The organism is Streptomyces sp. TLI_146, assembly GCF_002846415.1.
In the GTDB taxonomy this organism is placed as follows: Bacteria; Actinomycetota; Actinomycetes; order Streptomycetales; family Streptomycetaceae; genus Streptomyces.
Map to the genome: position 1 here is coordinate 8723007 of NZ_PJMX01000001.1, position 22242 is coordinate 8745248.

Here is a 22242-nt window from a genome sequence, read left to right on the forward strand (position 1 = left end):
GCTCTCGGCTTTGGGAGAGCGTCGTCGTTCTCCCGCAGGGCCGGGCGGTCACCTCTGGCCGGAGTCGGGAGGGGTCACGGTGTGGGCCCGAGCTTCTGCCAGGAGTCGCTCTTGCCGGGTTCGTCCGTGGCTTTGTTCCACCACTTGGCGCGCCAGTAGAAGCCGTTCCACGACACCGTCGAGGCCCAGGCCCCGTCGGTGTCCCCGGCGATGATCTTCGTGCCGGGGGAGGTGGCGCTGTCGGAGGGTGCGGCGAGGTAGGCCGGTGTCTTCCACCAGTCGGCGCTCCCGTCGGTGAAGCCGCCGAGTGCGTAGGCGCCGCCGTGCTTGGGGCCGCCTGCGACCCACCGGTCCAGCTGGGGCTTGCCCGCGGTGGCCTGGTCGGTACTGAGCGGCACCAGGCGCCACCACTGGTCCGTCTTTCCGTCGCAGTCCCGCACCGTGAGGGTTCCCCTGGCCGGGGGCGCGCCGAGACACTGGTCGTGGCCGCTGCTGTTGGACTTGATGTGGTACCAGCCGCTGTTGCTGCCGCCGTCCTCGGCGACGGTCCACAGTTGGTTCTTGTTGCCGTCCTGCTTTTCCACCAGGTGGGCGTCGGTCCAGGAAGCGGGGTGGTCGAGGACGTTGCCGCTGTTGCGGTCCTCGATGATCCACTGGCTGCCGGTCTGCCAGAACGCGAACGAGGGGTTCGGGTTGTAGGCGTGCTTGCCCCATTCGGTGGCTCGGCACTGATTGCTGGTGTCCGCGGCCGGTGGATCGACCAGGTTCACGTCGCGGCGCTGGTCGCCGGTGCTGCCGAACGTCTTGTCTCCGATCTTGAAGGTGATGTTCGACGGCCCGGTGATGGGCAGGTAGTACTTGATGTCGATGTCTTTCGACTTGCCTGCCGGAATGTCCTCGCAGTAGCCGAGTGTGACGGTCACCCGGTGGAAGTCGCCCTTCAGCCCGCCCGCGTTGGGCCCGGTGTGGCCGGGGACGATGCCGCTGATCTCCTTCCAGGCCCCGTCCTTCACCACCGGCGGGGCGGAGGTGGGGAGGTCGAACGAGATCTCCGTACCCTGGGCGAGGGCGACCTTGGAGTTGTTGGTGATCCGCAGCTTGGGCTGGACCGGGTAGAAGTCGTCCTTACCCGTGGGGAAGTCGACCAGCTCCGCCTTGACGTCGATCACCTCCCTGGGCTGCGCCCGCCCGCCGGCCTTGGTGTTGTCGTATGCGCCCGCGCCCTTGAAGGCGTTGTCCAGGCGGGTGGTGAGGTCGTACCCCATGCCCCACTCGCCACCCGGGCGCTTGGTGTAGTCGCCGGCGAGCTCCCAGACCATCGCACCGCCGATGTCCTTGTCGACGATGTACTTCGCCTTGGCGTCGATGGAGCGCTCGTTCTCGGTGGAGAGGAAGACCTTCGTGGCGGCGTTCCACAGCCAGGGCGCCTTGAGGGCGTCCGAGTACTTCTCGGCGTATGTGCCGGTCAGCTTCGCGTCCTTGACCCCGTACGACTCCAGGTATCCCGGAGTGACGCCGTCCTGGAGGTTCTTGGTGTGCCACAGCGGGTTGGACCCGGCACCGACCTCGCGGCCGTCCTCGGTGTCGTGCCAGACATTGTCGATACCGACCGCGCCCAGGCCGCAGGACTGCGCGTTGGCCGGGCCGCGGCCTCCGGTGCCCTGGGGGCACTGGGACTGGTCCGGCATCGCCGCGGTCCCCCACAGCCCGTCGGTGCCGCCCTGGACATCGCGCCAGCCCCGGGAGTAGTACGGGATACCGAGGTTGATACGGCCCGCCGGGAGCGCGCCGCGGTAGTAGTGGTAGGACCAGTCGACGTTGAAGTAGCCGTGCTTCTGGAAGTCCTTCGTATTCGCTGCCTGGTCGTTGTAGATGCCGGCGTCGGCCAGTTCGTTGTCCCTCCCGTCGTCGTACAGCGGGGCCTGCGGGCCGACGAACTTGTTCCACGAGCCGTGCAGGTCGTAGCTCATGACGTTGACGAAGTCCTGGTACTGCAGCGCCTGGCCGGCGTCCTGGCCGCGTACCAGGTAGCCGGAGGAGGATCCGGCGGAGGTGAGCAGGTAGTAGCGGCCCTTGTCCGCGCCGGCCTTGTCCAGCTTTTCGCGCAGGGTCTTCATCAGGGCGTTGTAGCCCTGCTGGAGGCCCTTGCGACGCGGGTTGGAGACGTCCCAGTCCTTGGGGTTGCCGGTGTTGGGCAGGGCGGTGGGGTACTCGTAGTCGATGTCGACGCCGTTGAACCCGTACCGGTCCAGGAACTCCGTCACCGAATCGGCGAAGGTGTCGATGCCGGCCTGGTTCACCGAGCCGTCGGCGTTGGTGGCCATGGAGTAGAAGTTCCGTGTGTCCGCCCAGCCGCCCACCGAGATCAGTGTCTTCACGGCCGGGTGCTTCTTCTTGTAGGTGTTCAGCAGGTTGAAGTGCCCCTTGTACGGGAGCGACGGGTCCATGGCGTTCTTCGCGCCGTCCCAGGTCATTCCGGTGGCCGGGTTCTTGGCATCGGACGGGTCGCCGATGGAGATCCGGTCATTGTCGACACGGGCGAAGGCGTAGTTGATGTGGCTCACCTTGGACCAGGGGATGTTGGAGACGAGGTACTTGGGGTCCCCATTCGTCCCCGCCCGCCATCCGGTGAAGTACCCGACCATGCGCCGGGTGCGGTCCTTGCCGACCCACTCGCGGCCCGCGCCGTCGTAGACGTCGCAGTAGCGGGCAGAGACGCCTTGGGTCGGGGTCATGCCCTCGGGGCGGCAGTCGCCGGAGGCGGCGGGCTTGGTGCCCCGGTCATCAGCGGAGTCGTCGAAGGGGTCACCGGCGTCGCCGTTCTCGGGCTTGTCCGGGGTGACCCCGAGCGTCTTCCAGCGCTGCCCGGCGTCGCCGGACGCGCAGTCCTTGACGGCCAGCGTCTCATCCGCGCCACCGGCTGTCAGACACAGGCCGCCATTGCGCAGCCGCGACCAGCCGCCGCCCGCGTCCTCAACCTGCCACAGCTGAGCCTCGTCCCCGTCGTTGTCCCTGGCGAGGCGAGCCTCGTGCTTGCCGGTGTCATGCGCCAGTACGGGCGCGCCGTCCAGGGCGCTGATGATCTGCCACCCCTTCGGCGTGGACCGCGTCCGCCACTTCTGGGCGGGGTGGTCCTTGGGCGCGAGCGCCTTCACACGGGTGCCCGGCTCGGCGTTCGCGTTGTCGACGTCGGCGACGAGGTTGTCCTTGGCGGACTGGAGGGGGCCGGTGCGGTCGATGGGCTGAGGACGGGGGGTGATCTTTATGTCCGCGTTCTCGATGCTCCACTCGTCGCGAAGGAAACTCACCTTGTTGCACGGCCGCAGGGATCCCCATTGGGGGGAGCCGGGTTCGGAGGCCAGGCACCACTTCTCGTCATCCGTGGTGATGAAGAAATTACCGTTTGGCGAGATTGGCCTGATCTTCCAGATACGGGGGGCATCGGTGACGGTTGCCCATTGCCATGGACTACTGCCGTCTCCCTGCAGGTACTGTCCCGTCCGGTTCCTGATGGTGGTCTCTAGTACCTCGTCGTCCTCAGGCTCTTTGCCGAGCTTGAGGGCGCTGGGGTCACCGTTGATGTACCACCGTCCTGTGTCGCCGTCGTCCTGTCCCGCGGACACCCACTTGGAATCGGGTGTGGGGCGCCGCAGCACTTCCTGGGGAATGGCGTCATTCGTTTTGTACTGGGAGATGCGCACGGTGTGCTCCGCCCCCACGTCGTCGCTGCCCTTGCCCGGAGTGCCCGCGCACCTCAACGTCCGTGCCTGGCCCGGCACGCCCGACTTGGCGAAGGTCGTCAGGCACATGCCGAGCGCCTTCTGCCCATAGGCGTTGGGGTGAATGGCCTCCTGCTTGTCTCCCTGGGACCCCCACAGCCAGTTCTTGGAGCTGTCGACCTGGTACGGAATCCACCGGACCCATTCGGCTTCCGCGCTCGACAGCGGGTTCGCGCGCGAGTTGGCGCTCGTGGCCTGCTTGGCGCTCCGGTGGCACAGCTCGTGCCCGGTGAACGCGTTCTCCACGTTCAGCAGGGACACCCCGGTCTCGTCCGCCGCGCCGCGCAGCATGGAGGTGATGCCCGGCATGAGTTTGTCGCGGGCCCAGTTCAAGTCGCTGTCGCGGAAGGGGCAGCCACCGGCCGAGTAGCGGGTGTTGTCGTCTTCGTCGTACCGCATCTGTGCGGCCCTGGGCAGCGGATTCGGATACGTGCTCAGCACCAGGTCGTAGTCATCGCTCTCGTACCCGGCGTCCGCCATGACCGAGCGGATCTTCTCCAGGGCTTTGACGACGTCGCCCCGGGTTCGGTCCAGCTTCTCCTTCAGCGACGTGTTCGCGGAGTTCGTGTTGCAGGTGCCGCCGCGCGGCCACCCCCAGAATCTCCAGACGCAGTCGGTGATGATGTCGGAGAAGCCCAGGTCGTTGCCCCCGATGGACACCACGATCATTTTGACGTCGTAGTCATTCGCCAGTTCCGCGAGCTTCTCCGCCTGCGGCTTCTGGTCCTTGAATCCCTCCGAGACAATGTGCTTCGTCTCGGCCCCGGAACAGGCGATGTTGAACCGATACTCTTCGGGGATGCCGTCGATCGCGGCGCTCTCGATGGGTGCGACGTCTGACCGGTCACAGCGGTTGCCGCCGTTGTCGTATGACGTGTCACCGTAGACGCAGTCCTTTCCGTCCGCGCAGTCGTCCCTGCGGTCGGTGCCCCATACGTCGCCGCTGGGAGAGGTGTTGGCGTTGCCCGCCCACCGGCCGCCCTCGCCGGAAATGTAGCTGTCGCCCATCGAGACGGCCGCCGAGGCGACGCAGAGCTCCGCGTCATCGGCCGAACCGGCTGATCTCGGCTTCTTCGACGTGCAGTCTGCGACCGGATTCACCTTGTTCGGATCCACGGGCTGCGTGGAGAAGACCACTGCCTCGTGATCGGAGCCAAGCGACTGAATGCTGTTGAGCATGGTGGCCTTGTAGTCCTTGACGGCTTCTCCCTTGGCCACGAGATAATCGAGTTCCCGCTTGGACTTGGGGCGCGTCTTCTGCCCCGAGACGACGAGTCTCTCATCGTCGGGCAGCACCAGGTCGGCGTACGCTCCCTTCGCCTTGAACTTCCACGATTCCGGCGTGCGGTTGAAGTCACCCATGACCACCCAGTCGGCCCCGCCGGCCCGGCGATCACGGATCTTTTTGATGGCCGCAGGAGCGTTGTTGGTGATGCCAAAGCTTTGTCCGTTGGTCGCGTGGAACGAGTAATACCACGTGTCCTTCACACGAACGCCGATAACCGGGGGAGGGACATCCTCCGTCAGGGGCGTCCGCGTCGGCTCTTCCGGGTCGCCTGATTCCGGGTCGCCGAATTCCGGCCTTTGTTTCACGCTCAGCGGCATAGGTACGACATCGACGTCGTCCCATTTGACCGCCTCCCTTGTCACGATCGCCACGTCGCGGTTTCGGAGTACCTTGCCTTCCGGCGGGTTGCGATATCCGGACACGCGGTAGTAGTAGAAAGCCTGGTCGTCCGCGGCGTCGAGCCGGGAACTCTCCACCGTGTAGCCGCTGATCACCTTGGTCCCGAGGGAGGTTCCAGGAAGATCAAGGTAAACGTCCTCGTTGCCCTTCTTGTTCACGTTGCGCACTTCTTGCAGTGCCAACAGCTTGATGCTCTGATCCAGCATCAGCCTCGGGGCTCCGAGGCCGAGCCTGTTCTCCTTGTTCTGCATGTTCCAGGTCGCCACTCTGAAGTCCGCCTCCGCCTCCGCGGCCGACGCCGAGGCTGCCGGAAGCCACAGCGTCTGCACCAGCCCGGCGAGGAGCGTGAGGGAGAGCACGGCCGCCGACCACACCCTCAGGCGCCTGGGACGTCCTGCGGTGCCCCTGGGGCCCGCAGTAGTTCTTATTCGTTTCATGGGTACTTCCGTCGGGAGTTGTTGATCAAGAAGGGAACGAGCCTATGCGAGTCCCCTCAACACCCGATAAACACTGGAGCAACCGGTAGCACCCCGCGCTTACTCACCCGCCCACGGCCAGCCCCTTCGCGCCGCCTCCGCCCGCTCCCCGACCGCACGTGCCCGGCGGTAGTGGTCGGCGGCCTCCCGCGGGCGGTCCAAGAGATGAGCCAGGGCGGCGAGGTGGTGGGCGACCGGGCCCAGGGTGACGACGCCGCTGCCGGCGCCGGCCAGGCCGTCTGCGGCGGGGAGGAGTTGGCGGTAGACCGAGGACACCATCTCGCGGTCGCCCAGTTCGACGGCGAGGACGGCGGCCAGGCCCAGGCGGGCCTCCAGGAGTTAGTCGCGCGGGAGGGGGCGGGCCGCGGCGGCGACAGCGGTACGGGCACTGACCACGCCCGAAGCAACGCGAAGCGAGATCGGCGCACCCGTTGCCGCACCGCGTCCTTCCGGCGGCGAACTGGCTCTGGCTCATCTGCATGGCCTGGAACAGGCACTGAAAGCACTCGCAGTCCCGTTGCAAGGCCCCGTAGCTCGGTTGTGGGCTCCGGAGGGCGGGGACTCCGTGTGGGAAGTCGGAATCGATCTCTTCCTGCTCAACCGAGGCAACGCCTACGACGGCTTGGCCTGCCTCTTCGGAATCCGCAACTCATTCGGTTTTCGCCCCCTGGCCGAGGGCCGCGGCCTCCCGGATGACGCCTCGGATGGGCTGCGCAATGAGATTGCGGCCTACGGCGGGCCGGACGACGTGTACGGGACTACCTGGCTGACCTGGGCGGAGCTTGCGGCAACCGACTGGCAGGAGACCGACGCTTCCGGCACGCGAAGCCGCGCGGCGGCCGCGGGGACAGACACCGACTGGGGCCGGGTCTGGAGCGTCATGAGCATCCTCAGCGACGTGCACGGCGCGGAGAACGTACGTCTCGTCGTCTGGTTCTCTTGACGTTTGGTCTGAGCACGCTACTTGGCATCCCGGGCCAGGTACCTGGCCCGGATGGCCAACTCCGATTCTCAACATTACGGCAGGTGCATGGCGGGCAACGGCTGGCGCGACCCCGTGCCGCGTGGGTGAAGCTTCTGCACCACCCCGCGAACGGCCCCGCCGAGCGGGAGCAAGAGCTGATCTCGGGGACGTGCTTCGCCCCAGCGCCTGTCTGGCCAGCGCGCTGAGACTGTTCCACTCCGGGCATCCGTGAGGTTGTGCCGTGCGCTGTGGATGGCACGGTCGTCTGCGTTACGCCGGTCCCGTTGAGGCCAAGGGGACCCGTGGCTGACCTGACCCGGCGCGAGGGAGGGGTGTTCGGGTGCCGCAGGCCTGCGTGGGGGCGTCCTGGTGCGTGCCGCCGGGCGCGGGGCCGGGATGGGGATCAGGGCAGGGCGATGGCACGGGATGCTTGCGCGGTGTGGGGGAGTCGGGGATCGGAGGTGGGTGTGTTGGGGGTGGTGGCTGTGGGCGTGGTGAGGAGGCGGGTGAGGAGGAGGCCGGTGGAGGCTTCGCTGAGCGCTGCTGCTGCCCGGACCAGGCGGTGGTGCTGGTGGGTGGGCAGGGCCAGGGCGATGCAGGTGGTGTCGTGGCCGGGCAGGGTGAGGGAGTAGGCCGCGCAGACGTTGAGGTCGGAGTATTCGAGGACGTCGAACTGGGCGGCGTGGGGGCCGTGGCGGTCCAGGGTGTCGAAGAGAGTCCGCGGGTTGGTGATCGTGCGGTCGGTCAGGGGCACGGGGGTGTAGCGGGCGAGGTGTTCCATCCGGGCGGTGAAGTCAAGGTCGGCCAGCAGGGCCTTGCCGACGGCGCTGGCGTGGCCGGTTTCGGGAAAGGGCGCTTTGACGGCGACCGGGGGAGCGGTGGGGCTGTGGGAGGACTGCAGGATGTCGATCTCGCCGTCGGTGTAGCGGGCCAGGTAGAGGGCGGCCCCGATCTGGTCGCGCAGCCCGTCCAGGACCTGCTGCATCAGCGGCTCATGCTGATCGGCGCGGGCGGCCATCTCCAGGACGGGGCCGGGGATGTGGGCGCCGCCGACGGTCGTGATGAAGAACTGGGCGCGGAGCCAGTGCAGCAGCCAGGAGGTGTCGGCCATGCTCAGGCCACTGCGTCGGTCGAGGTCGCGGGTGGTGATGCCACCGGTTGCCTGGATGTGCAGGACGAGTTCGAGGGCGCGGAAGGCGGCTGCCTGCTGCGCGGGCAGGGTCTTGGTGCGGGACATGTCGGTCAGGACGGCGGGGCGCAGCGCGTTGGCCGACCACCAGGGCTCGGTGAGCGCTCCCCCTTCACATGGGGAGGCTGCGCGGGCTGCTGCGGCGGCGCTGGCGGCCGCAGCCGCCAGCTACGGCGTCGGGTCGCTCAGGGGCAGGACCAGCGGAGCCGGCTGGTCAGCGGCAAGTGACCTCAAGGGCGCCTGTCGTTGCACCGGCGGGGCCGCAGGGCCGACGCCGTCGTGCCGGTCTGGGGCCGGGAGGGCCGGTGGGGGCACGAGCACGAGCTTGGGCATGGCATCGCCCGGCGCCACGGCATCTACTTCTTCGGGCGTGAGCATCTCCTCACGTACTCCCAATCCTTCGCGGACCTCATCGAAGAACAGGTCGTCTTGGACCTCGGCGATCGGCTCGTCGGGGAAGGGGCGGCGGTGCGCGGTCGCGGCCAGCAGGCGGCGGGCGTCGCCGTGACCGTGCCGGGCCGCCTCGGCGACGAAGAACCGCACGTCCTCACGCCGGTCCCAGTCCGAGCGCATGGCCAGGACGGCCAGACGGAACAGGGCGCCGGGGTGGCCGGCCTCGGCGGCGGGCCCCAGCCATTGCGCGGCGCGTAGCAGCTCGCCTTTCACCAGCGCTTTCGATCCCATTCGGTAGAGCGAGTTGGCGTGCGCCCGGTCCTCGGCGGACAGGTGGTAGGCCTGCGTGAGGCGGCCGCGCCGCTATATCCGTACTGACGAGCGCGCGTCTGGCTTCGTTCACGTCCAGAGATGACGTCGCCTAGGGGCTTTCGTTTGGATCAGCGGGCTGACCAGAGGAAGATGCCCGCGATGTGGAGGCCTGCGAGGTAGATCGTGGCTGTCTTTTCGTAGCGGGTGGCGATGCCGCGCCACTGCTTGAGACGGTTGATGCACCGTTCGACGGTGTTGCGTTGCTTGTATGCCTCACGGTCGAAGGCAGGCGGGCGGCCGCCCCGGCTGCCGCGACGCTGCCGGTGGCCCTGATGGTCGGCCGGGACGGGGATCACCGCGCGGATCCCACGTCTGCGCAGGTGGTCGCGGATAGCACGCGACGAGTAGGCCTTATCGGCCAGGACCACATCCGGTCTGGTGCGGGGCCGCCCTCGGCGACGGGTGACACGCAGGCCGGCCATGACATCGGCGAAAGCCGGTGCGTCGCCCCGCTGTCCGGCGGTGAGCACGAACGCCAGCGGCCTGCAGCAACCGTCGGCGGCGAGGTGGATCTTCGTGGTCAGTCCGCCGCGGGACCGGCCGATGGCATGGTCGACGGGCTCGCAGGCCGGGGCCCCTTTTTGCGGGCCCCGGCCGCATGCTGGTGAGCCCGCACGATCGTGGAGTCCACCGAGACCGCCCAGTTGAGGTCCTCATCCGCATCGGCCTGGGCCACCAGCGCGGTGAACACCCGCTCCCAGGTTCCGTCGACGGCCCACATCCGCAGCCGGTTGTAGACGCCTCGCCAGTTGCCGTATCTCTCGGGCAGGTGCACCCATGGTGTGCCGGTCTGGAACTTGAAAGCGATTGCGTCGATCACTTCCCGGTGATCCCTCCAGCGACCGCCCCGCCTCGGCTTACGGTCCGGAAGTAACGGCTCGATCCGCGCCCACTGCGCATCAGTCAACGACACATCCAGACCAACGATCCGATGATCCCAACGAAACGGCCGCGGCGGTGTGGATCGTTGAGACTGGATCTCACCGCGGTTCCGTGAGAGATGTTGGCGTGCTTTGCCCCTGGGCGCGCGATCACGGACCTGCTGCGCGCAGTGGCCAGTACCCCCAGGGCGACGATCGACGTGCTGCGCGGCAGCGATCACCCCAAGCCCGCGAGCCCCGCAAGGCGGTCCAAGAGGCCCAGGAATCCGTGATCTCCGGCGGCAGCCCCCCGGGTCGCTTCCAGAAGGGCGGTCCGGTGTCGGCCGGCGACGCCGTGCGCAATTTCATGGGAGGCAACCAGGTCCAGTGGCCCAGCTCTGCCCTCGTGTCGAGACGAGGCTGTGCGGTGGGGTGTGGGGCTTACGGCTTTGAGGATCCAGGCCGGCGGCAGGCAGCGGCCCCGACGCCTCGCCGCGAGAGGATCGGGGCGGTGGGCAACTTCTTTGCGGGCGCTGTCGTCTGGTGACTACCCGCAGGGGTTGTCTTTGCCCGTCGCGGAGCCTGGGCGCAGCCGTAGTCCTCGGGCGTGTCGTACGGCGTGGTGTTCGGGCGGACCGCGGCGGAGCCCTACGGGCTGGCGGTGGGGGAGGGCTGCTGAGGGCTCGGGGCGTCCGGGGTGGTGGCGGACCAGAAGTTGTCGTGGATGTCGGCGGGGGCGGGGAAGGGGACGTCGCGCTGGGGGGTGTTGGGGGTGGTGGTGGGGTTGGTGACGCCGTTGGTTTGGGTGAGGCAGGGGGTCGCGATGACGAAACCGAACTGGCCGGTGGCGCCTACCTCCACCGAGATGTGGAACGCGTCCGGGGTGGTGGCGTCCATGGCGGGCATGTCCTTGCTCGGGTTCACATTGGTGATCTTGAAGCCTCGCGCCTTCCAGTTGCGCTCGATGACGCCGAGCAGGCTGCCCCGCCGCTCCGCGGACACCTTGGTCAGGATGATGATGCGGCGTTTGACGGTTCCGGTGCCGGTCCCCTCGTTCTTCCAGTCGGCGCAGATCTTGTCGATCGAGGGGCCGTGGTTCCAGCGCAGCGGTGGGGTGATGTCGCCCAGGGTCTGTTGCAGGAGGGCGTCGGCCCGATGCGCGCCTTGTTCCATGTTCATGGTCGGTTTTTTCCTTTCACCGGCTCTGTCGCTGTGAGGGAGCAGGCCGCAGCCAGCGGTGGCTGCCAGGAGCAGCAGTGCGGTTACGGGACCCAGGACGGTCTTCATCGCGGTTCCTCATGGTCGATCTCGTTGCCCTTACCCGCTACGACCCGGGCGATGTTCCGCGCTGATACGGGGTCTTCGTCGGGGTCGAAGTAGTGGGAATGGGCGCTGACGTCGGGGGAAGGAAGCTCGTCCATGTCCCCGTCCATGATGGACGCGAGGAGTTGTCCCCGGTCGATAAGGGGCGGGCCGTCGCCGGTGGCGAAGCGCTGGGCGCCGAACTCGTGGCTCGCCGGGTCGGTGCCGAAGTAGAGCTGGTCGGGGCCGTCCACGACTTCTCCGATCTTGTGGCCCAGGTACCCGCCCAGGCCGGGCCCTGCGAGCAGGGTGCCGGCCGTGGTGCCGCTCACCTGCGTCTTGCTGGGCAGTTGGGTCACGATGTCGTTCTTGGCGGCCCCCACATACACATGGTTGCGCCCGACTCCCAGCGCGTCGGCCGTCTTCGCCTCGGTGCCGGGGCTGCCCACGAGGATGATGTCGTCGGCGCCGGGGATGCCGCCGTGCTGTTGGGCGGCGAGGCCGACGGTGAGGGAGCCGTAGGAGTGGCCGATGGCGGTGACGTGCGGATCGCCGTTCTCGTGGGTGGCGGAGATTCCCGCCATGAACTGGTTGTACGCGGACGCGCCGGCCTTGGCGTCCTGGTCGCCCATGACCGCGAAGTTCTCGGCGAGCTTGTTGAGTTCGAGGAACTTCTCGGAGGAGAACTGCGGGGCGTCGTAGCCGAGCCAGACGATGGAGGCGGTGGGGTTGCCGGGGTCGGCGAACCGGGCCCCGACCGCGGTGTCCCGCGCCCGCTTCAGATCGTTGTTGGCGAAGTGCTCGTCGAGTTTGGTGCCGAGCCCCGGAACGTACGCCGAGACGTTCTTCGCCGTGTCGGGGTCGCCGTACGAGACGATGGCGCGGCCGTTGCCCTGGTCGCCGATGCCGAGCAGGTACATCGGAGGGTCACTTCCCGCGCGCAGCTGATGGTCGATCGACTTCATCCCGTCCAGCTTCGCTCGCGCGGCCTGCCCGTCCTCCCCGACAGCTTCCCCATCAGCAGCTGGAGGTTGTCCCGGTTGGCCTCGTCGCGGACGGCGGCCGGGATGCCGTCGAGGTTGCCGAGGATGTCGGGGCAGGCCGCGAGGTATTCGTCGCGCTGGGCCGGGGACAGGTGGGTCCACCAGTCGTGGCGCTCGGCGGGGGTGGCGCCGGTGGGGATGGTCTTCTTGAGGTGGTCGCCGGAGACCTTGCGTACCGCCGCCAGGTCGGCTGCCGCGTCTTTCCACGTTGCTTCGGTCACGTCCAGGCTCGGCTCGGCCTTCAGCCTGCTCAGGGCCGTGGCGAATTGCTCGTCGGCCTCGCGGGCGGCTGTGAGCACACGGCGGATGCGGTCGGCGATGTCCTGGGCCTTGGCGCGGTTCGGGTTGGGGTCGGCCAGGCCGGGGCGGGGGTGTTCAGGGTGGGCGGGCGGGACATGAGCGGGGTGTCGGCCGACACGCTGCCGCCGGGGTTGGGCTGGTTCGTGACCACGTTCTGGCCGCCGGCCGGATAGCTGACCGAGCCGTCCGCGGCGACCGTGAGGCCCAGGCTCGCCGCGTCGTCCAGTGCGTTCTTGAGCTGGCTCTGGAAGCCGACCAGTTCGTACACCAGCGAGCTCACCGTCGTACGGACCAGGCCGCATTCGGTGCGGATGTAGTCGTAGTTGCGGTCCAGGCGGCGAAGGCGGCCGAGGGCGGCGGGTGCGGCCATGCCTTTCTGGGTGGCCTCCAGGCTGCGCACCATCTCGTCGCTGATCCGGTCCCGGGCGGCGTCCGCCTGGGTACTGACGGCGGCCCAGCCGTCGGCCGCGTCCAGGAGCTCGTCGCATTTGAGGTCGTGCAGTTGCTGCCAGGTGAGCACGGCCGTCACCGGCCCTTGCCGGACGGCGTGGAGTACTGGGCGAGCGCCGACTTCACTCCCGCGTCCACCTCGCCCTGCGCCCACGCCGTCTCCCGCAGGACCGGCTCCAGCGCGCCGCACTCGGTGTGTACGGCCGTCAGCCGCTTCTCCCACGACGCCAGTACGGACGTGAGCGCGGCCATGCTGGCCAGCCCGGCCGTGCCCGCCTGCGCGCCCGTATGCGCCGAGGTGAGCTTCGTCTTGGCGGTGGCCGTGTCCCTCTGGAGGGCGTGGGCGGCGCCGGCCGCGCCCGACCATGGTTTGGCGCTGTGCTTCAGCTCACCGGAGGCGCCGCCCGCCGGTCCCGCCGACGCGAGCGACATGCCCGACCGCCCTCCGCCCGGCCCTGCCTGGTCCAGCAGCCGCTGCCAGTTTTGCGCGTACACGTACTCCCCCGTGTTCCCCGTTGTCCCGTGCGACGCTCTTTTGCCGCCCCGAGATGACGCTAACGGGGCAGGTGGGGGCATGCGCAAGCGCAAACAGGAGGGTGGCGGGAAAATGACCGTCCGCGCATAACACCCTGGTCAGGGCCCGCGCAAGAGCGATCCCGCTCAGGCGAACACGTCGACCCCGTCAACTTCGTGACGAGGCGTCTGAGTGCCCACGGGCCGCCCGCCATGCGCGGCGGGCCCGGGGCGGTGACGCACGCATCAGGGGAGCAGCGACGCTCACCGGGCCGCGCCGGAGAGCTCCCCGGATGCGCGACCCGCCAGCGCCGCCTCCAGGATCATCCTTCCAGGGGCGCCGCCACGCCTGCCGGGGGCCGGTGCACCGTCGCCCTCCCATGCCCGTCCCTGGCCCGCCTCTGCGTGGGCAGTTCGCATCCACAGGGTATCCGCGGGGGGCCTGCTGGATCCGGGGTGTTCATTATCTTTTCTGATGAGGGTCACGACTTCGCTGGTCGCGGTTCCCTGGCACCCGTCCGGTGAGGCGGCACCGCTGGGGTGGGGTCTGCTGCACGATCGGGTGACATCTTGACCTGCGCCATGTCCTGGGTTCCATTTCTGGTGGCTGACTGACAGTCCTTCACGGAAGGCTGGCAGTCATGCCCCGTCCCTGTCCTCCGGAGTTCCGGGCGCGCGCCATCGCGCTGGTCCGCGCTGGCGAGCAGGCCGCACTGACCCAGATGTTGACCGGTTGCCCCGACGAGCAGATCAGTGTGACCCGGCCCGCTGACGCAGGTACGCCAACTCTGGTGATCGGCCCAGAAGTTGCTGTTACGGAGGGATTCTTCACCGGTCAGTCCATCGGGGTGATGGGTGAACCAGGCGGTGGCTTGGCGGACGGTGGGTGCGCCGGGCCGGCTGTGCAGCGGCGGATTACTCCCGCGCAGGGGTTCCAGCCAGCGGCGCACCCTGCGGACGCTGCCGAGGTAGCCGTGCACGCAGCTCGCGGTGGAGACGCTCGCTGTCGGTGCTGCCGTCGCTCCACCGCCGCTTGAGATAGGGGGCGTAGCCGGCAAGCCCATGGGGTCCGAGGCGACGTGTGGTGATCATGTCGTTGGCGGTGGCCGCCTGGGCGGAGCGGCTGACGGTCTTGCGGTCCAGGCCGAGCTGGGCGGCGATGCGGTCGATGCCGGCGCCCTTGTCGTAGAGGGTGTGTTTCTCGGCGTGCCCGGCGTCGGCCTGTGCCGCCTGCTTGCCTTCCACCCGCGGGAGTTCGGACGGGACGGGGGACCGACGAGGGCTCGCGATTCAGGTGTTCTGAAGCCCGCTAAGGCCATCCCGAGTGCCCCGCGTGCCGCCCCCGTCTTTGACTGGTCATCAAGCTCTGGGGGCAGTGGCGCCGCAGGGTGACGGGCTTGATGTAGTCAGGGGTTGGTTCGGGTGGTTCGCGTGGTTGTACGGGGTTTGGTGCGCGTTTGGGTCACTCTGCCGGTTACGAAGACCGCGACGATGGATACGGCGCCTGAGGTGACGACGGTCGCGGCTTCGGGGCCTTGGTGCTGGTCGCTCATGTGCCAGGACAGCAGGAGGAGGCCGGCGAGGGCGGCGAGGCCGGAGAGGCTTCCGATCCGTCGAACGGCACTCGCGCCTTCTCAGAGACGGCAAGGGCGACGGAGTCTCCCGTCAGCCTGATCAGTGCGGCACGAGTTCTTTCGTGTCGGGCCCGTTCATTTGACAGGCTCACCCGTATCGCGCCGGTGCCTGTCTTTGAACCCCCGTCCGCGTCCCGGCGCCTGGCACGCACGCCGAGCGCACGCACCGACCACCGCTGCGCCTCGCCCTCCGGGCGAACGACGGGGGTTCAAAGACCGGCTCTGATCTTGTTTTTTATGGTCCGGGGCCCGCCCCGCTGACTGTTCGTGCCGATTGTTACGGTTATGGGCTGTGACTGAGCTGCTTCCTGAGTTCCCGTACCACCCCGACCCCGTCGCCACGGGCGTGATCGTGCCTTCTGGCACGGCCTGCACCTGCTGTGGGCGGGAGCGCGGGTATGTCTACAAGGGCCCGGTCTACGCTGCCGACGAGCTCGGGGGCCGGTTGTGCCCGTGGTGCATCGCGGACGGCAGTGCCGCCGAACGGTTCGACGCGCACTTCACGGCGGGAACCTGCCTGGGCGACGACGTACCCCTTGAGGTCTTCGCAGCGGTCGACCGGCACACTCCAGGCTTCACCGCATGGCAGGAACCCCAGTGGTTCTTCCACTGCGGCGACGGCGCGCGTTCCTGGCCCCGGCCGGGTCCGCCGAACTCGCCGCATATCCCGAGGCACTGGAGATGCTGCGGCGGGAGGCGAACGGCTGGGGCTGGCCGTCGGACCAGGTTGAGCACTTCCTCGGCTCGCTGGACAAGGACGGCGAGGCGACGGCGTATCTCTTCCGGTGCCGGGTCTGCGCAGCCCACCTCGCATACACCGACTTCGCATAGGCTCTGCAGACGGGTCGAACGACGTCCCGAACGGTGTCGCTCACCCGGGAGTTCGGTGTATGCGCATGGCGGTCTTGGCGTGATCCAGCGTGCTGTCCAGAGCGCGCTGCCCACCAAGAATGCCCCTGCCGTGGACTGCGGGCGAGGGTCAGAGGTAGTCGAAGAAGCGGGTTCACCACGTCGGGGGATAGTCGGGCGGGTAGGCGGATCACACCTACCTGACGATCACCCACCATCCCTCGTCCTGCTGCCGAAGCTCGCCCACCTCATCGACGACCACCTCAACAACGGATCCCGGCACAGCAACGAAGCCGCCGAGTACCTGCTGCAGGGGCCGAGCCCCCGGGCGCCCCCGCAACCCTGCGGGACTGTCCGCCAAACTCAAGCGCTGCGGCCTGCCCGCCCGCGCAGCCCGGAACACGGCCATGATGCATGCGCTCGCTGATCTGCCACCCGTCGTGCTCTCCGGCTTGATCGGCATCCAGCCGAGAACCGCGGAACGCTTCGCAGCCTTGGCTGGCGAGAACTGGTCCAACTGCCTGGACGGGCGCCAACCTGCTCACCAACGTCTCTATCCCGTCCGAAGGGAACTCCAGGGCAACGGTCGGGACGGCCGTGTGGATCAGCGTGGACGTCGTGCCCAAAACAGGACATGCCCGCTGTCCCCCTCCGGAACGAACTCTTCCCGCTCAACCACCAGACCACTGGCGGTGATCCAGGTCCGATTGGTGTCGGCGTCCGCATGACTCCACCACATGGCCACCCCACTGCCCAGCCAGTCCTCGTCCGTGCCGGTCCACGCGTGCTGCCCCGTGCTGCACAGAAACCATCCGCCCGGGCGAAGCCATGAGGCAACCTTCCCGAGCAGCGAACGCTGTTCCTCCAGCGGGATGTGGATCAGGGCATAGAGGGACACCACGGCATCGAAGGACCCTGCGGGGAAGTCCACCGCGGTCGCGTCGGCCCGGATGAAGTCGGGCCCGGGCACAAGTTCCCGGGCCCGACGGATCTGCATCTCGCTGATGTCGACACCGGTGACACGGTGTCCCGCCTCCGCCAGATCACGCACGACCGGGACTCCGCTGCCGCAGCCCAGGTCCAGCACGCGGCTGCCGTCCTCAAGTCGGGCCTTCAGACTCTCGACCCACGCTCGGTACTTCGAGTCGGAGTCGTACGCCTCGTCATAGCGCACCGAGAGCGCGTCATATCCACGCCGAACCAGGTCTTTCGGATCTTCAATCGTCACGGTCAAGGACGCTAACGCTCCTGGTCCGGGCCAAGCGAGCCATTTCCTCGAGGCTGCACCAGGCCATGGACATGCCCTCACTCAGAACGAGCCGCACCCAAGCTCGTCCGACGGTTTTTTCTGCAGACGGCGCTGATCGAGCACGGAGGTGGGGGACTGTTCACGAGGGAGGGCTGACGTGCTGCGCTGTCGGGATCGGCAAGAGCCACTGTCCGTCGAGGACATGACCGTTGCCCGGGCCGTTCTCGCCGGGTTCAGTCCCACCAGAACTCCCAGCGGTTGAGGCCGATGAGGTCGGCGGCGTAGGAGGCCAGGTCCGGGTAGAGCCCTGCCAGATGTTGTCGGGGCAGAAGGTGAAGTGCTCGGCGGCGACGACCAGGGCGTCTTCGATCCGTGCTGGAGGCGCGGCGACGCTGAGGTGGAGGGTGCTGGATCCGGCGCCGATGACGCGTGCGCCGAAACGGTCTTCCCAGTCGCGGACGACGGCGGCGTAAGTGGCGGTGTCGTTGTCGTAGTTGGCGGGTCCCATCCAGCCGGCTGAGGCGAGGGCGTCGGCGCCGCGGGGTGCTGCGACGAGTCCGAGTCGTGCCTGCGGATTTCGGTCCAGGAAGGCTCGCGCGTACTGTTCAGCGATCTCATCGGGGTTTATCGAGGGCGCGGGGGTGGGCGCGCGCCCTGGCCAGGCTCGCCCGAAGGGGGCGGTGACGGCAAGTCGTTCCTCGGCGGTGCACTGGTCGTCGTCCTCGTGGACCACCCCCGCGGGCGCGGGGACCACCTGATGCAGTCGGCAGTACGGGGCGCGGAACAGGGACCACCCCCGCATGAGCGGGGTGTCGCGGGGCGGTGAGTCTGCGTAGGTAGTGGTCCTTTGAGGTGGGGTTTCGCGGTTTGGCTGGGTGATCTTCTGGTTCGGAGCGGGGGTTCAAGTCCGGTTCGGGGCCTGGATGTTGCTGAGCTGGGTGGGGGTCGCTGTTGTCGTGGCCTGGGCATTGTCGGGTGTTGTGCAGGTTGGTTGGGCGGGTATGGCTTGTCTGTGCAGTTGCACTGGTGGGCCGTAAGGCAGCCGGGGCTTGCGTGCACGTCGCGGGTGCCGTCCCGGTCTGTGTACTCAGTGTCGGCGCGGTAGCGCTGTCACCGGCGTGACCGCCCGGGTGGCGTGGGGGAGTGGCGGGTGTGGGGTCGGTAGTGTTCCTCGGCGAGGTGGTCGAGCTGGATGGCTTCGAGGGATGTTTTGGTGATGCGTTCGCTGCCGTCGCAGATCGCGTCGATCGCGGCGTGGCGGATCAGGCGCGAGAGGCTGCCGATCTTCCCACCGGTGCGCTCGTGAAGATATGAGGCAAGGCGGGGCAGACTGCCCGTCTTGTGGTTCTCAAGGTCGAGGGCTTGTTCCATCAACGTGATCAGTTCTTTGAACGGCTCTTGTTCCCCGAGGCGGGCGGGGAAGGCGCTGAAGTCGATGAGGCTGGCCCGACCGGCGAGTTGGGCACCACGTACCCCGCTGAACAGCTCGCTGCGTGTCACGTCGATGCCCGCGTACACGAACGTCGCGCCGATGCGTTCGGTGAGGTCTTTGAGGAGGTCGGCGGTTTCGGCGCCGGTGGTGGTGTGGGGGTTGAGCCGGTGGATTTCGTCGATCAGGACGAGTTTTACGCTGGCTTTGGCGTAGGTGGTGCACACGGCGGTGGTGATCTGGGCTTGGGTCATGCGGATGGTGGTGGGGATGCCGAGGTAGCGGGCGAATTCGGCGGCGAGGGTTTTCGCGCTGGCGGCGGGCGGGACCAGGACGTAGGCGACCGGCACAGAAGCGGTGTGATTGATGCCGGGGTGGGGACTGCGTGCGGTGTGGGCGAGGTGGCAGACGCGACCGACTTCGAGGAGCGCGGTGGTCTTGCCGGTAGTGGCGGGGCCGGTGACGATCAGGCTGGGGCGTGCGGTGATGTGCTGGTGCTGTCCGAGGATCATCAGGGTGCGGACGTTGCGGGCCAGGGCATCGACGGCTGGGGTGCGGATGGTGACGAACGCCGAGTGGTAGGCGAGGCGTTCGTCCACGCTGCGCTGTGGTGCCCCTGCCGTCGGCGGGGCGGGCGGGGCAGTGGTGGCGAACGCCTCGAATCCCTGCCAGGTAGTGACCGCTGCCGGTTCGGCGGAAACCGGAACGGCTTCTTGCCCACTCACCATCGCTGTGCCTCCTCGTAGGCGTTCCACAACGCGAACCCACGATCGGGCCGGCTGCCGCCCGGCGGCTCTGTGTCGCTGTCGCCTTGGGCGGCCAGGTCGTCGAGGCTGTCTGCTTCTTCCCATTCGATGCCCTTGGCTGCGTCGTGATCGACCGCGGTGCCGCTGTGCTGCTGGGGAAGCGCATGCGTCAGGGAACCAGCGGAGAGGAGGACTCCTTCACTCCTGTCTGGGGCGGATGCCGCGATTTGGACGCCCGCCCTTTCCTCGCCGGTCTGTTCGGCTTTCTGCCCCGCTGCGCCCGGCGGAAGCGGCGCGGCGTCTGCGGTGGTGCGGGCGCGGCGCAGGAGCTGATCGAGGGAGTCGGCGAGGTCGGCCTCGTGCTGCTCCCGCCCGGCCCGCTGTTCCACGGCTGCTTTCACGAGCCTCCAGGCTTGTTCGCCGAAGGGTTCGTGGACGTGGTCGCGGTGGATCCACGGCACTTCGGCCAGGCTGCCGTCGGGCAGCCGTACCCAGACCTGCCGTAGATCGTGGGGGTTGTGGTGGACCTCCCACTTTCCGCCGCGCAGCGGGATGCCGGAGCTTTGGCCGCGGTGTTCGTTGAGCACCGCATCGTCGTAGGTGCGGTGGTCGATGCGGATGCCGCGGCCGGTGATGGCGCACCAGCGCACCGGCAGGAGCGCCAGGTAGTCCCGCCCGGACAACGGCAGTGGCACGTATCCGCACACGCCGAGCAGCGCGGCCCACATCTCGTTCGGTGACAGCACCGTCCGGGACAGCACGGGATGACGCAACGCGTCGTGGGGACGGGACTGCCACCCGCAGATGATCCATTCGTCCAGCAGGTCCTGGAGCTGCGCAACGCTCCAGCAGGCCTCGCTCTCCACGCGCGGTCCGCGGCGGGTGACGTCGGATCCGGTGTAGCCGGCGACATGCTGAGCGACCAGCGTGTTGATCGCACCAAAGGTCCGCTCCACCGAGCCCTTCGCACTCGGCCGGCGGGGTGGGGCGCTCTGCACACTGATCCCCAGGGTTTCGCACGCGGCCGAGAACCCTTGGGAGAGGAACACCTTGCCGCGGTCGACGACGATGGTCTCGGGTACGACCACCGGCCGCGCTGCCGCCCCGTCCAGCCGGTGATCGAGTGGCAGCAGCCGCTCGTAGGGCACCGCCGCGTACGCGAGCCGCAGCGCGGTGTCCCATCCGGGCCGCATCGGGTGGGGCACGGCCATCTCGGCGAGCAGCAGTGCCGCGTCGACCGCTTTCGTCCCCTGCGGGCGCAGCACGGCGGCCAGGATGGAGCGCGTGGCCACGTCGACGGCGATGGTGAGTTCCGGCCGCGCCGGACGCCCGTCGTCGTTGATGGCCATCACATCCAGCCGGGTGGTGTCGACCTGTACCATCTCGCCCGGCCGCAGTGCCCGGGTCGGCGTGAACGGCCCCGTCGGCACCGCCGCGCCACCGGCCGGACGCCCGGGCAGCTCACGGGTATCGACCAGTGCGTTCACCAGCCGGTTGAACGTCGACTCGGAGGCACCTTCACCCGGCCTGCTCCGTGGGCGTCGTCCAGGATCTGTCCGGTCAAGGTCCGCAGCCCTTTCCGCGTCCCCCTGGAACGCCCCCGTTGGCGCCGCACCGCCTCCAGCACCGCAGCCACGACCCGCTCGTCCGCGCGCCCGGTCGCTCTCGTCGGCCGCCGCTTGCGTCCGTCGACCAGCCCCCACAGCCCGCCGTCGCGGTAGCGGGCCCGCATCCGCCGCACCGTGGGCACACTCGCCTTCGCCCACCCCAGTGCGGCCAGCTCTTCGGCCTTGGCCCGCTCCCGCTCGGCCAGCGAGTATCGCTCGGGATCGAACTGCGGCCGAGGTGCTCCTGGGCTGCCGGGACCTGCGGGGAGACCGTACTCGATCTCACGGATGTGCCGCTGCCAGGCCAGTGCGCGCTCCCGCGCGGCTGCGTCAATGCCTTCGAACAGGCCCCACTGCGGCACTTCGGGACGCGCATCGTCTCTGACGACGCGAAAGCCGGGATCGGCGCACAGGTGCGCCGCCAGCACCGACGCGGTCGTCCCGTCCTCGGCGACCAGCCGCACCGCCTGCCCTACCAGAGCGACGATCTGCCATGTGACGGCTTCGAACACGACATGGGCCCCGACCTCGGCCCGCCAGCCCCCGGACGCCTCCGTCATCGCTCCCGCTCCCCAGCCGCTGTGCGTCGGACCAGCACCTGCTCGTGCAGGGGCACCTCGAGCGCCGTCTCAAGCCGCCCCGCCCACAGCGCGTGATACACGACCGGCAAGACCTGCAGCGGATCCCCGACCATGACCGCCCCCTCGATCAGCGGCCGAGGCTGCGCGAAGGCGTCCAGGACTGCCTCCTCCAGGTCACCGTGACCGCGGTAGCGCGGATGCCGGTAGCCGGCCAGCCAGGCCACATTCGACGCCATCACCGCATCCGGCGCCTAAGGCGCCGGTACTGCCACCCCACCAGCCCACATGCTGCGTCCAGCACCGCCTGGGCGTGCTGCGCCCGGACCCCGCCGGCGTCCTCAGCGGCGGGGCAGTCAGCCAGCAGCCCGGTCCCGTCGGTGTACCGGGCGAACAGCTGCGGGATCCATGACCGTACGCGGCTGCGTTCATCGCGCCACACCACCCGTACCGGACGCGCCGACAACCCCACGACCCGCCGGTTGCGGTCCAGGAGCATCAACTGCGCCCGCATCGCAGCCGACCCGTGTGCCACATGCCGGCCCATGGTGGCCGACCACCACCAGCCAGGGCCCCACCGCCGACCCGGCATGATCGGGAACGCGGACACCGGCGGCGCATGCTCAAAACGCACCTCGGTCGCGGCCGCGGTCCAGGGTCTCTGCGTCAGATGCCCCGACTCGTCGACGAACACTGCTTCCGCACGCCCCGCATTGCCATGGAGTCCCACACCGGCAGCCAAGAACAGCGGTGGCGGCCAGGAGGGAGAATTCCGGCGGCCTCACCCCAACGAGCGAACGCGCCCTAGCGATCAACCAGGAA

The 22242-nt window shown here is 68.6% G+C and carries 18 protein-coding genes and 2 pseudogenes; 2 read left to right on the forward strand and 18 right to left on the reverse strand.

The window, feature by feature from the left end:
* Positions 1-74: 74 nt before the first annotated feature.
* Together BX283_RS38850 and BX283_RS38855 are read right to left on the reverse strand one after the other, a co-directional pair.
* Complete coding sequence (locus BX283_RS38850; RefSeq protein WP_257584204.1) at positions 75-5825, reverse strand: glycosyl hydrolase family 18 protein; 5751 nt, start codon at positions 5823-5825, stop codon at positions 75-77.
* Positions 5826-6002: 177 nt separating this feature from the next.
* A complete protein-coding gene (locus tag BX283_RS38855; protein ID WP_101392033.1) occupies positions 6003-6221 on the reverse strand; it encodes a hypothetical protein in 219 nt (72 codons plus the stop codon).
* Between the two features lie 286 nt (positions 6222-6507).
* On the opposite strand from BX283_RS38855, the gene BX283_RS38860 reads away from it, so the two are divergent.
* Positions 6508-6885, forward strand: coding sequence for a hypothetical protein (locus tag BX283_RS38860; RefSeq protein WP_257584205.1), 378 nt, complete (start codon positions 6508-6510; stop codon positions 6883-6885).
* Between the two features lie 424 nt (positions 6886-7309).
* On the opposite strand, the gene BX283_RS38865 is transcribed toward BX283_RS38860, so the two are convergent.
* The 9 genes and pseudogenes from BX283_RS38865 to BX283_RS38895 form a co-directional block, all read right to left on the reverse strand.
* Positions 7310-8143: an IclR family transcriptional regulator C-terminal domain-containing protein gene (locus BX283_RS38865; RefSeq protein WP_101392035.1), complete on the reverse strand. Its 834-nt coding sequence runs from the start codon at positions 8141-8143 to the stop codon at positions 7310-7312.
* A 120-nt stretch (positions 8144-8263) separates the two neighbouring features.
* Positions 8264-8779 carry a sel1 repeat family protein gene (locus tag BX283_RS38870; RefSeq protein ID WP_101392036.1) on the reverse strand — a complete coding sequence of 172 codons (516 nt, stop codon included), beginning with the start codon at positions 8777-8779 and terminating at the stop codon, positions 8264-8266.
* A 149-nt stretch (positions 8780-8928) separates the two neighbouring features.
* Positions 8929-9779, reverse strand: a pseudogene (locus tag BX283_RS38875) (IS5 family transposase).
* Positions 9780-10368: 589 nt separating this feature from the next.
* Positions 10369-10899, reverse strand: coding sequence for a hypothetical protein (locus BX283_RS38880; RefSeq protein WP_101392037.1), 531 nt, complete (start codon positions 10897-10899; stop codon positions 10369-10371).
* A 104-nt stretch (positions 10900-11003) separates the two neighbouring features.
* Positions 11004-11987, reverse strand: coding sequence for an alpha/beta hydrolase (locus tag BX283_RS42240; RefSeq protein WP_306822852.1), 984 nt, complete (start codon positions 11985-11987; stop codon positions 11004-11006).
* Positions 11984-12364 (reverse strand): hypothetical protein, encoded by a 381-nt coding sequence (locus BX283_RS42245; protein ID WP_306822853.1) that lies wholly within the window; start codon positions 12362-12364, stop codon positions 11984-11986. Before BX283_RS42245 ends, BX283_RS42240 begins: the two co-directional genes overlap by 4 nt.
* Positions 12316-12894 (reverse strand): hypothetical protein, encoded by a 579-nt coding sequence (locus BX283_RS42250; RefSeq protein WP_306822854.1) that lies wholly within the window; start codon positions 12892-12894, stop codon positions 12316-12318. The genes BX283_RS42245 and BX283_RS42250 overlap by 49 nt, the downstream gene beginning before the upstream one ends.
* Complete coding sequence (locus BX283_RS38890) at positions 12891-13310, reverse strand: hypothetical protein (protein ID WP_143676629.1); 420 nt, start codon at positions 13308-13310, stop codon at positions 12891-12893. The genes BX283_RS42250 and BX283_RS38890 overlap by 4 nt, the downstream gene beginning before the upstream one ends.
* A 933-nt stretch (positions 13311-14243) precedes the next feature.
* Positions 14244-14573 (reverse strand): hypothetical protein, encoded by a 330-nt coding sequence (locus tag BX283_RS38895; RefSeq protein WP_101392039.1) that lies wholly within the window; start codon positions 14571-14573, stop codon positions 14244-14246.
* Positions 14574-15314: 741 nt separating this feature from the next.
* Here BX283_RS38895 and BX283_RS38900 point away from each other — a divergent pair.
* Positions 15315-15793, forward strand: a pseudogene (locus BX283_RS38900) (CbrC family protein).
* 622 nt (positions 15794-16415) lie between these two features.
* Here BX283_RS38900 and BX283_RS38910 read toward each other — a convergent pair.
* From BX283_RS38910 to BX283_RS42265, 7 genes are all read right to left on the reverse strand, one after another.
* Complete coding sequence (locus BX283_RS38910) at positions 16416-17039, reverse strand: bifunctional 2-polyprenyl-6-hydroxyphenol methylase/3-demethylubiquinol 3-O-methyltransferase UbiG (protein ID WP_101392855.1); 624 nt, start codon at positions 17037-17039, stop codon at positions 16416-16418.
* A 160-nt stretch (positions 17040-17199) separates the two neighbouring features.
* The gene (locus BX283_RS38915) at positions 17200-17793 is read right to left on the reverse strand and encodes a DUF4253 domain-containing protein (protein ID WP_257584206.1); all 594 of its coding nucleotides are present in this window, start codon (positions 17791-17793) and stop codon (positions 17200-17202) included.
* A gap of 377 nt (positions 17794-18170) precedes the next feature.
* Positions 18171-19217, reverse strand: coding sequence for a TniB family NTP-binding protein (locus BX283_RS38920; protein WP_101392041.1), 1047 nt, complete (start codon positions 19215-19217; stop codon positions 18171-18173).
* A complete protein-coding gene (locus tag BX283_RS38925; RefSeq protein WP_306822855.1) occupies positions 19211-20722 on the reverse strand; it encodes a Mu transposase C-terminal domain-containing protein in 1512 nt (503 codons plus the stop codon). The genes BX283_RS38920 and BX283_RS38925 overlap by 7 nt, the downstream gene beginning before the upstream one ends.
* Positions 20719-21402 carry a hypothetical protein gene (locus BX283_RS42255; RefSeq protein WP_306822856.1) on the reverse strand — a complete coding sequence of 228 codons (684 nt, stop codon included), beginning with the start codon at positions 21400-21402 and terminating at the stop codon, positions 20719-20721. The genes BX283_RS38925 and BX283_RS42255 overlap by 4 nt, the downstream gene beginning before the upstream one ends.
* Positions 21399-21659: a hypothetical protein gene (locus BX283_RS42260; RefSeq protein WP_306822764.1), complete on the reverse strand. Its 261-nt coding sequence runs from the start codon at positions 21657-21659 to the stop codon at positions 21399-21401. Before BX283_RS42260 ends, BX283_RS42255 begins: the two co-directional genes overlap by 4 nt.
* Entirely contained in the window at positions 21659-22012 is a 354-nt protein-coding gene (locus tag BX283_RS42265; RefSeq protein ID WP_306822871.1) for a TnsA-like heteromeric transposase endonuclease subunit, read from the reverse strand. The genes BX283_RS42260 and BX283_RS42265 overlap by 1 nt, the downstream gene beginning before the upstream one ends.
* Positions 22013-22242 lie beyond the last annotated feature (230 nt).

Excerpts from the sequence above, each read along its gene's own strand:
- BX283_RS38855 (WP_101392033.1), bottom strand. The coding sequence starts at position 6,221 with ATGGTGTCCTCGGTCTACCGCCAACTCCTCCCCGCCGCAGACGGCCTG.
- BX283_RS38865 (WP_101392035.1), bottom strand. The coding sequence starts at position 8,143 with ATGTCCCGCACCAAGACCCTGCCCGCGCAGCAGGCAGCCGCCTTCCGC.
- BX283_RS38870 (WP_101392036.1), bottom strand. The coding sequence starts at position 8,779 with ATGGGATCGAAAGCGCTGGTGAAAGGCGAGCTGCTACGCGCCGCGCAA.
- BX283_RS38880 (WP_101392037.1), bottom strand. The coding sequence starts at position 10,899 with ATGAACATGGAACAAGGCGCGCATCGGGCCGACGCCCTCCTGCAACAG.
- BX283_RS42240 (WP_306822852.1), bottom strand. The coding sequence starts at position 11,987 with ATGAAGTCGATCGACCATCAGCTGCGCGCGGGAAGTGACCCTCCGATG.
- BX283_RS38920 (WP_101392041.1), bottom strand. The coding sequence starts at position 19,217 with ATGGTGAGTGGGCAAGAAGCCGTTCCGGTTTCCGCCGAACCGGCAGCG.
- BX283_RS42255 (WP_306822856.1), bottom strand. The coding sequence starts at position 21,402 with ATGACGGAGGCGTCCGGGGGCTGGCGGGCCGAGGTCGGGGCCCATGTC.
- BX283_RS42260 (WP_306822764.1), bottom strand. The coding sequence starts at position 21,659 with ATGGCGTCGAATGTGGCCTGGCTGGCCGGCTACCGGCATCCGCGCTAC.
- BX283_RS42265 (WP_306822871.1), bottom strand. The coding sequence starts at position 22,012 with ATGCCGGGTCGGCGGTGGGGCCCTGGCTGGTGGTGGTCGGCCACCATG.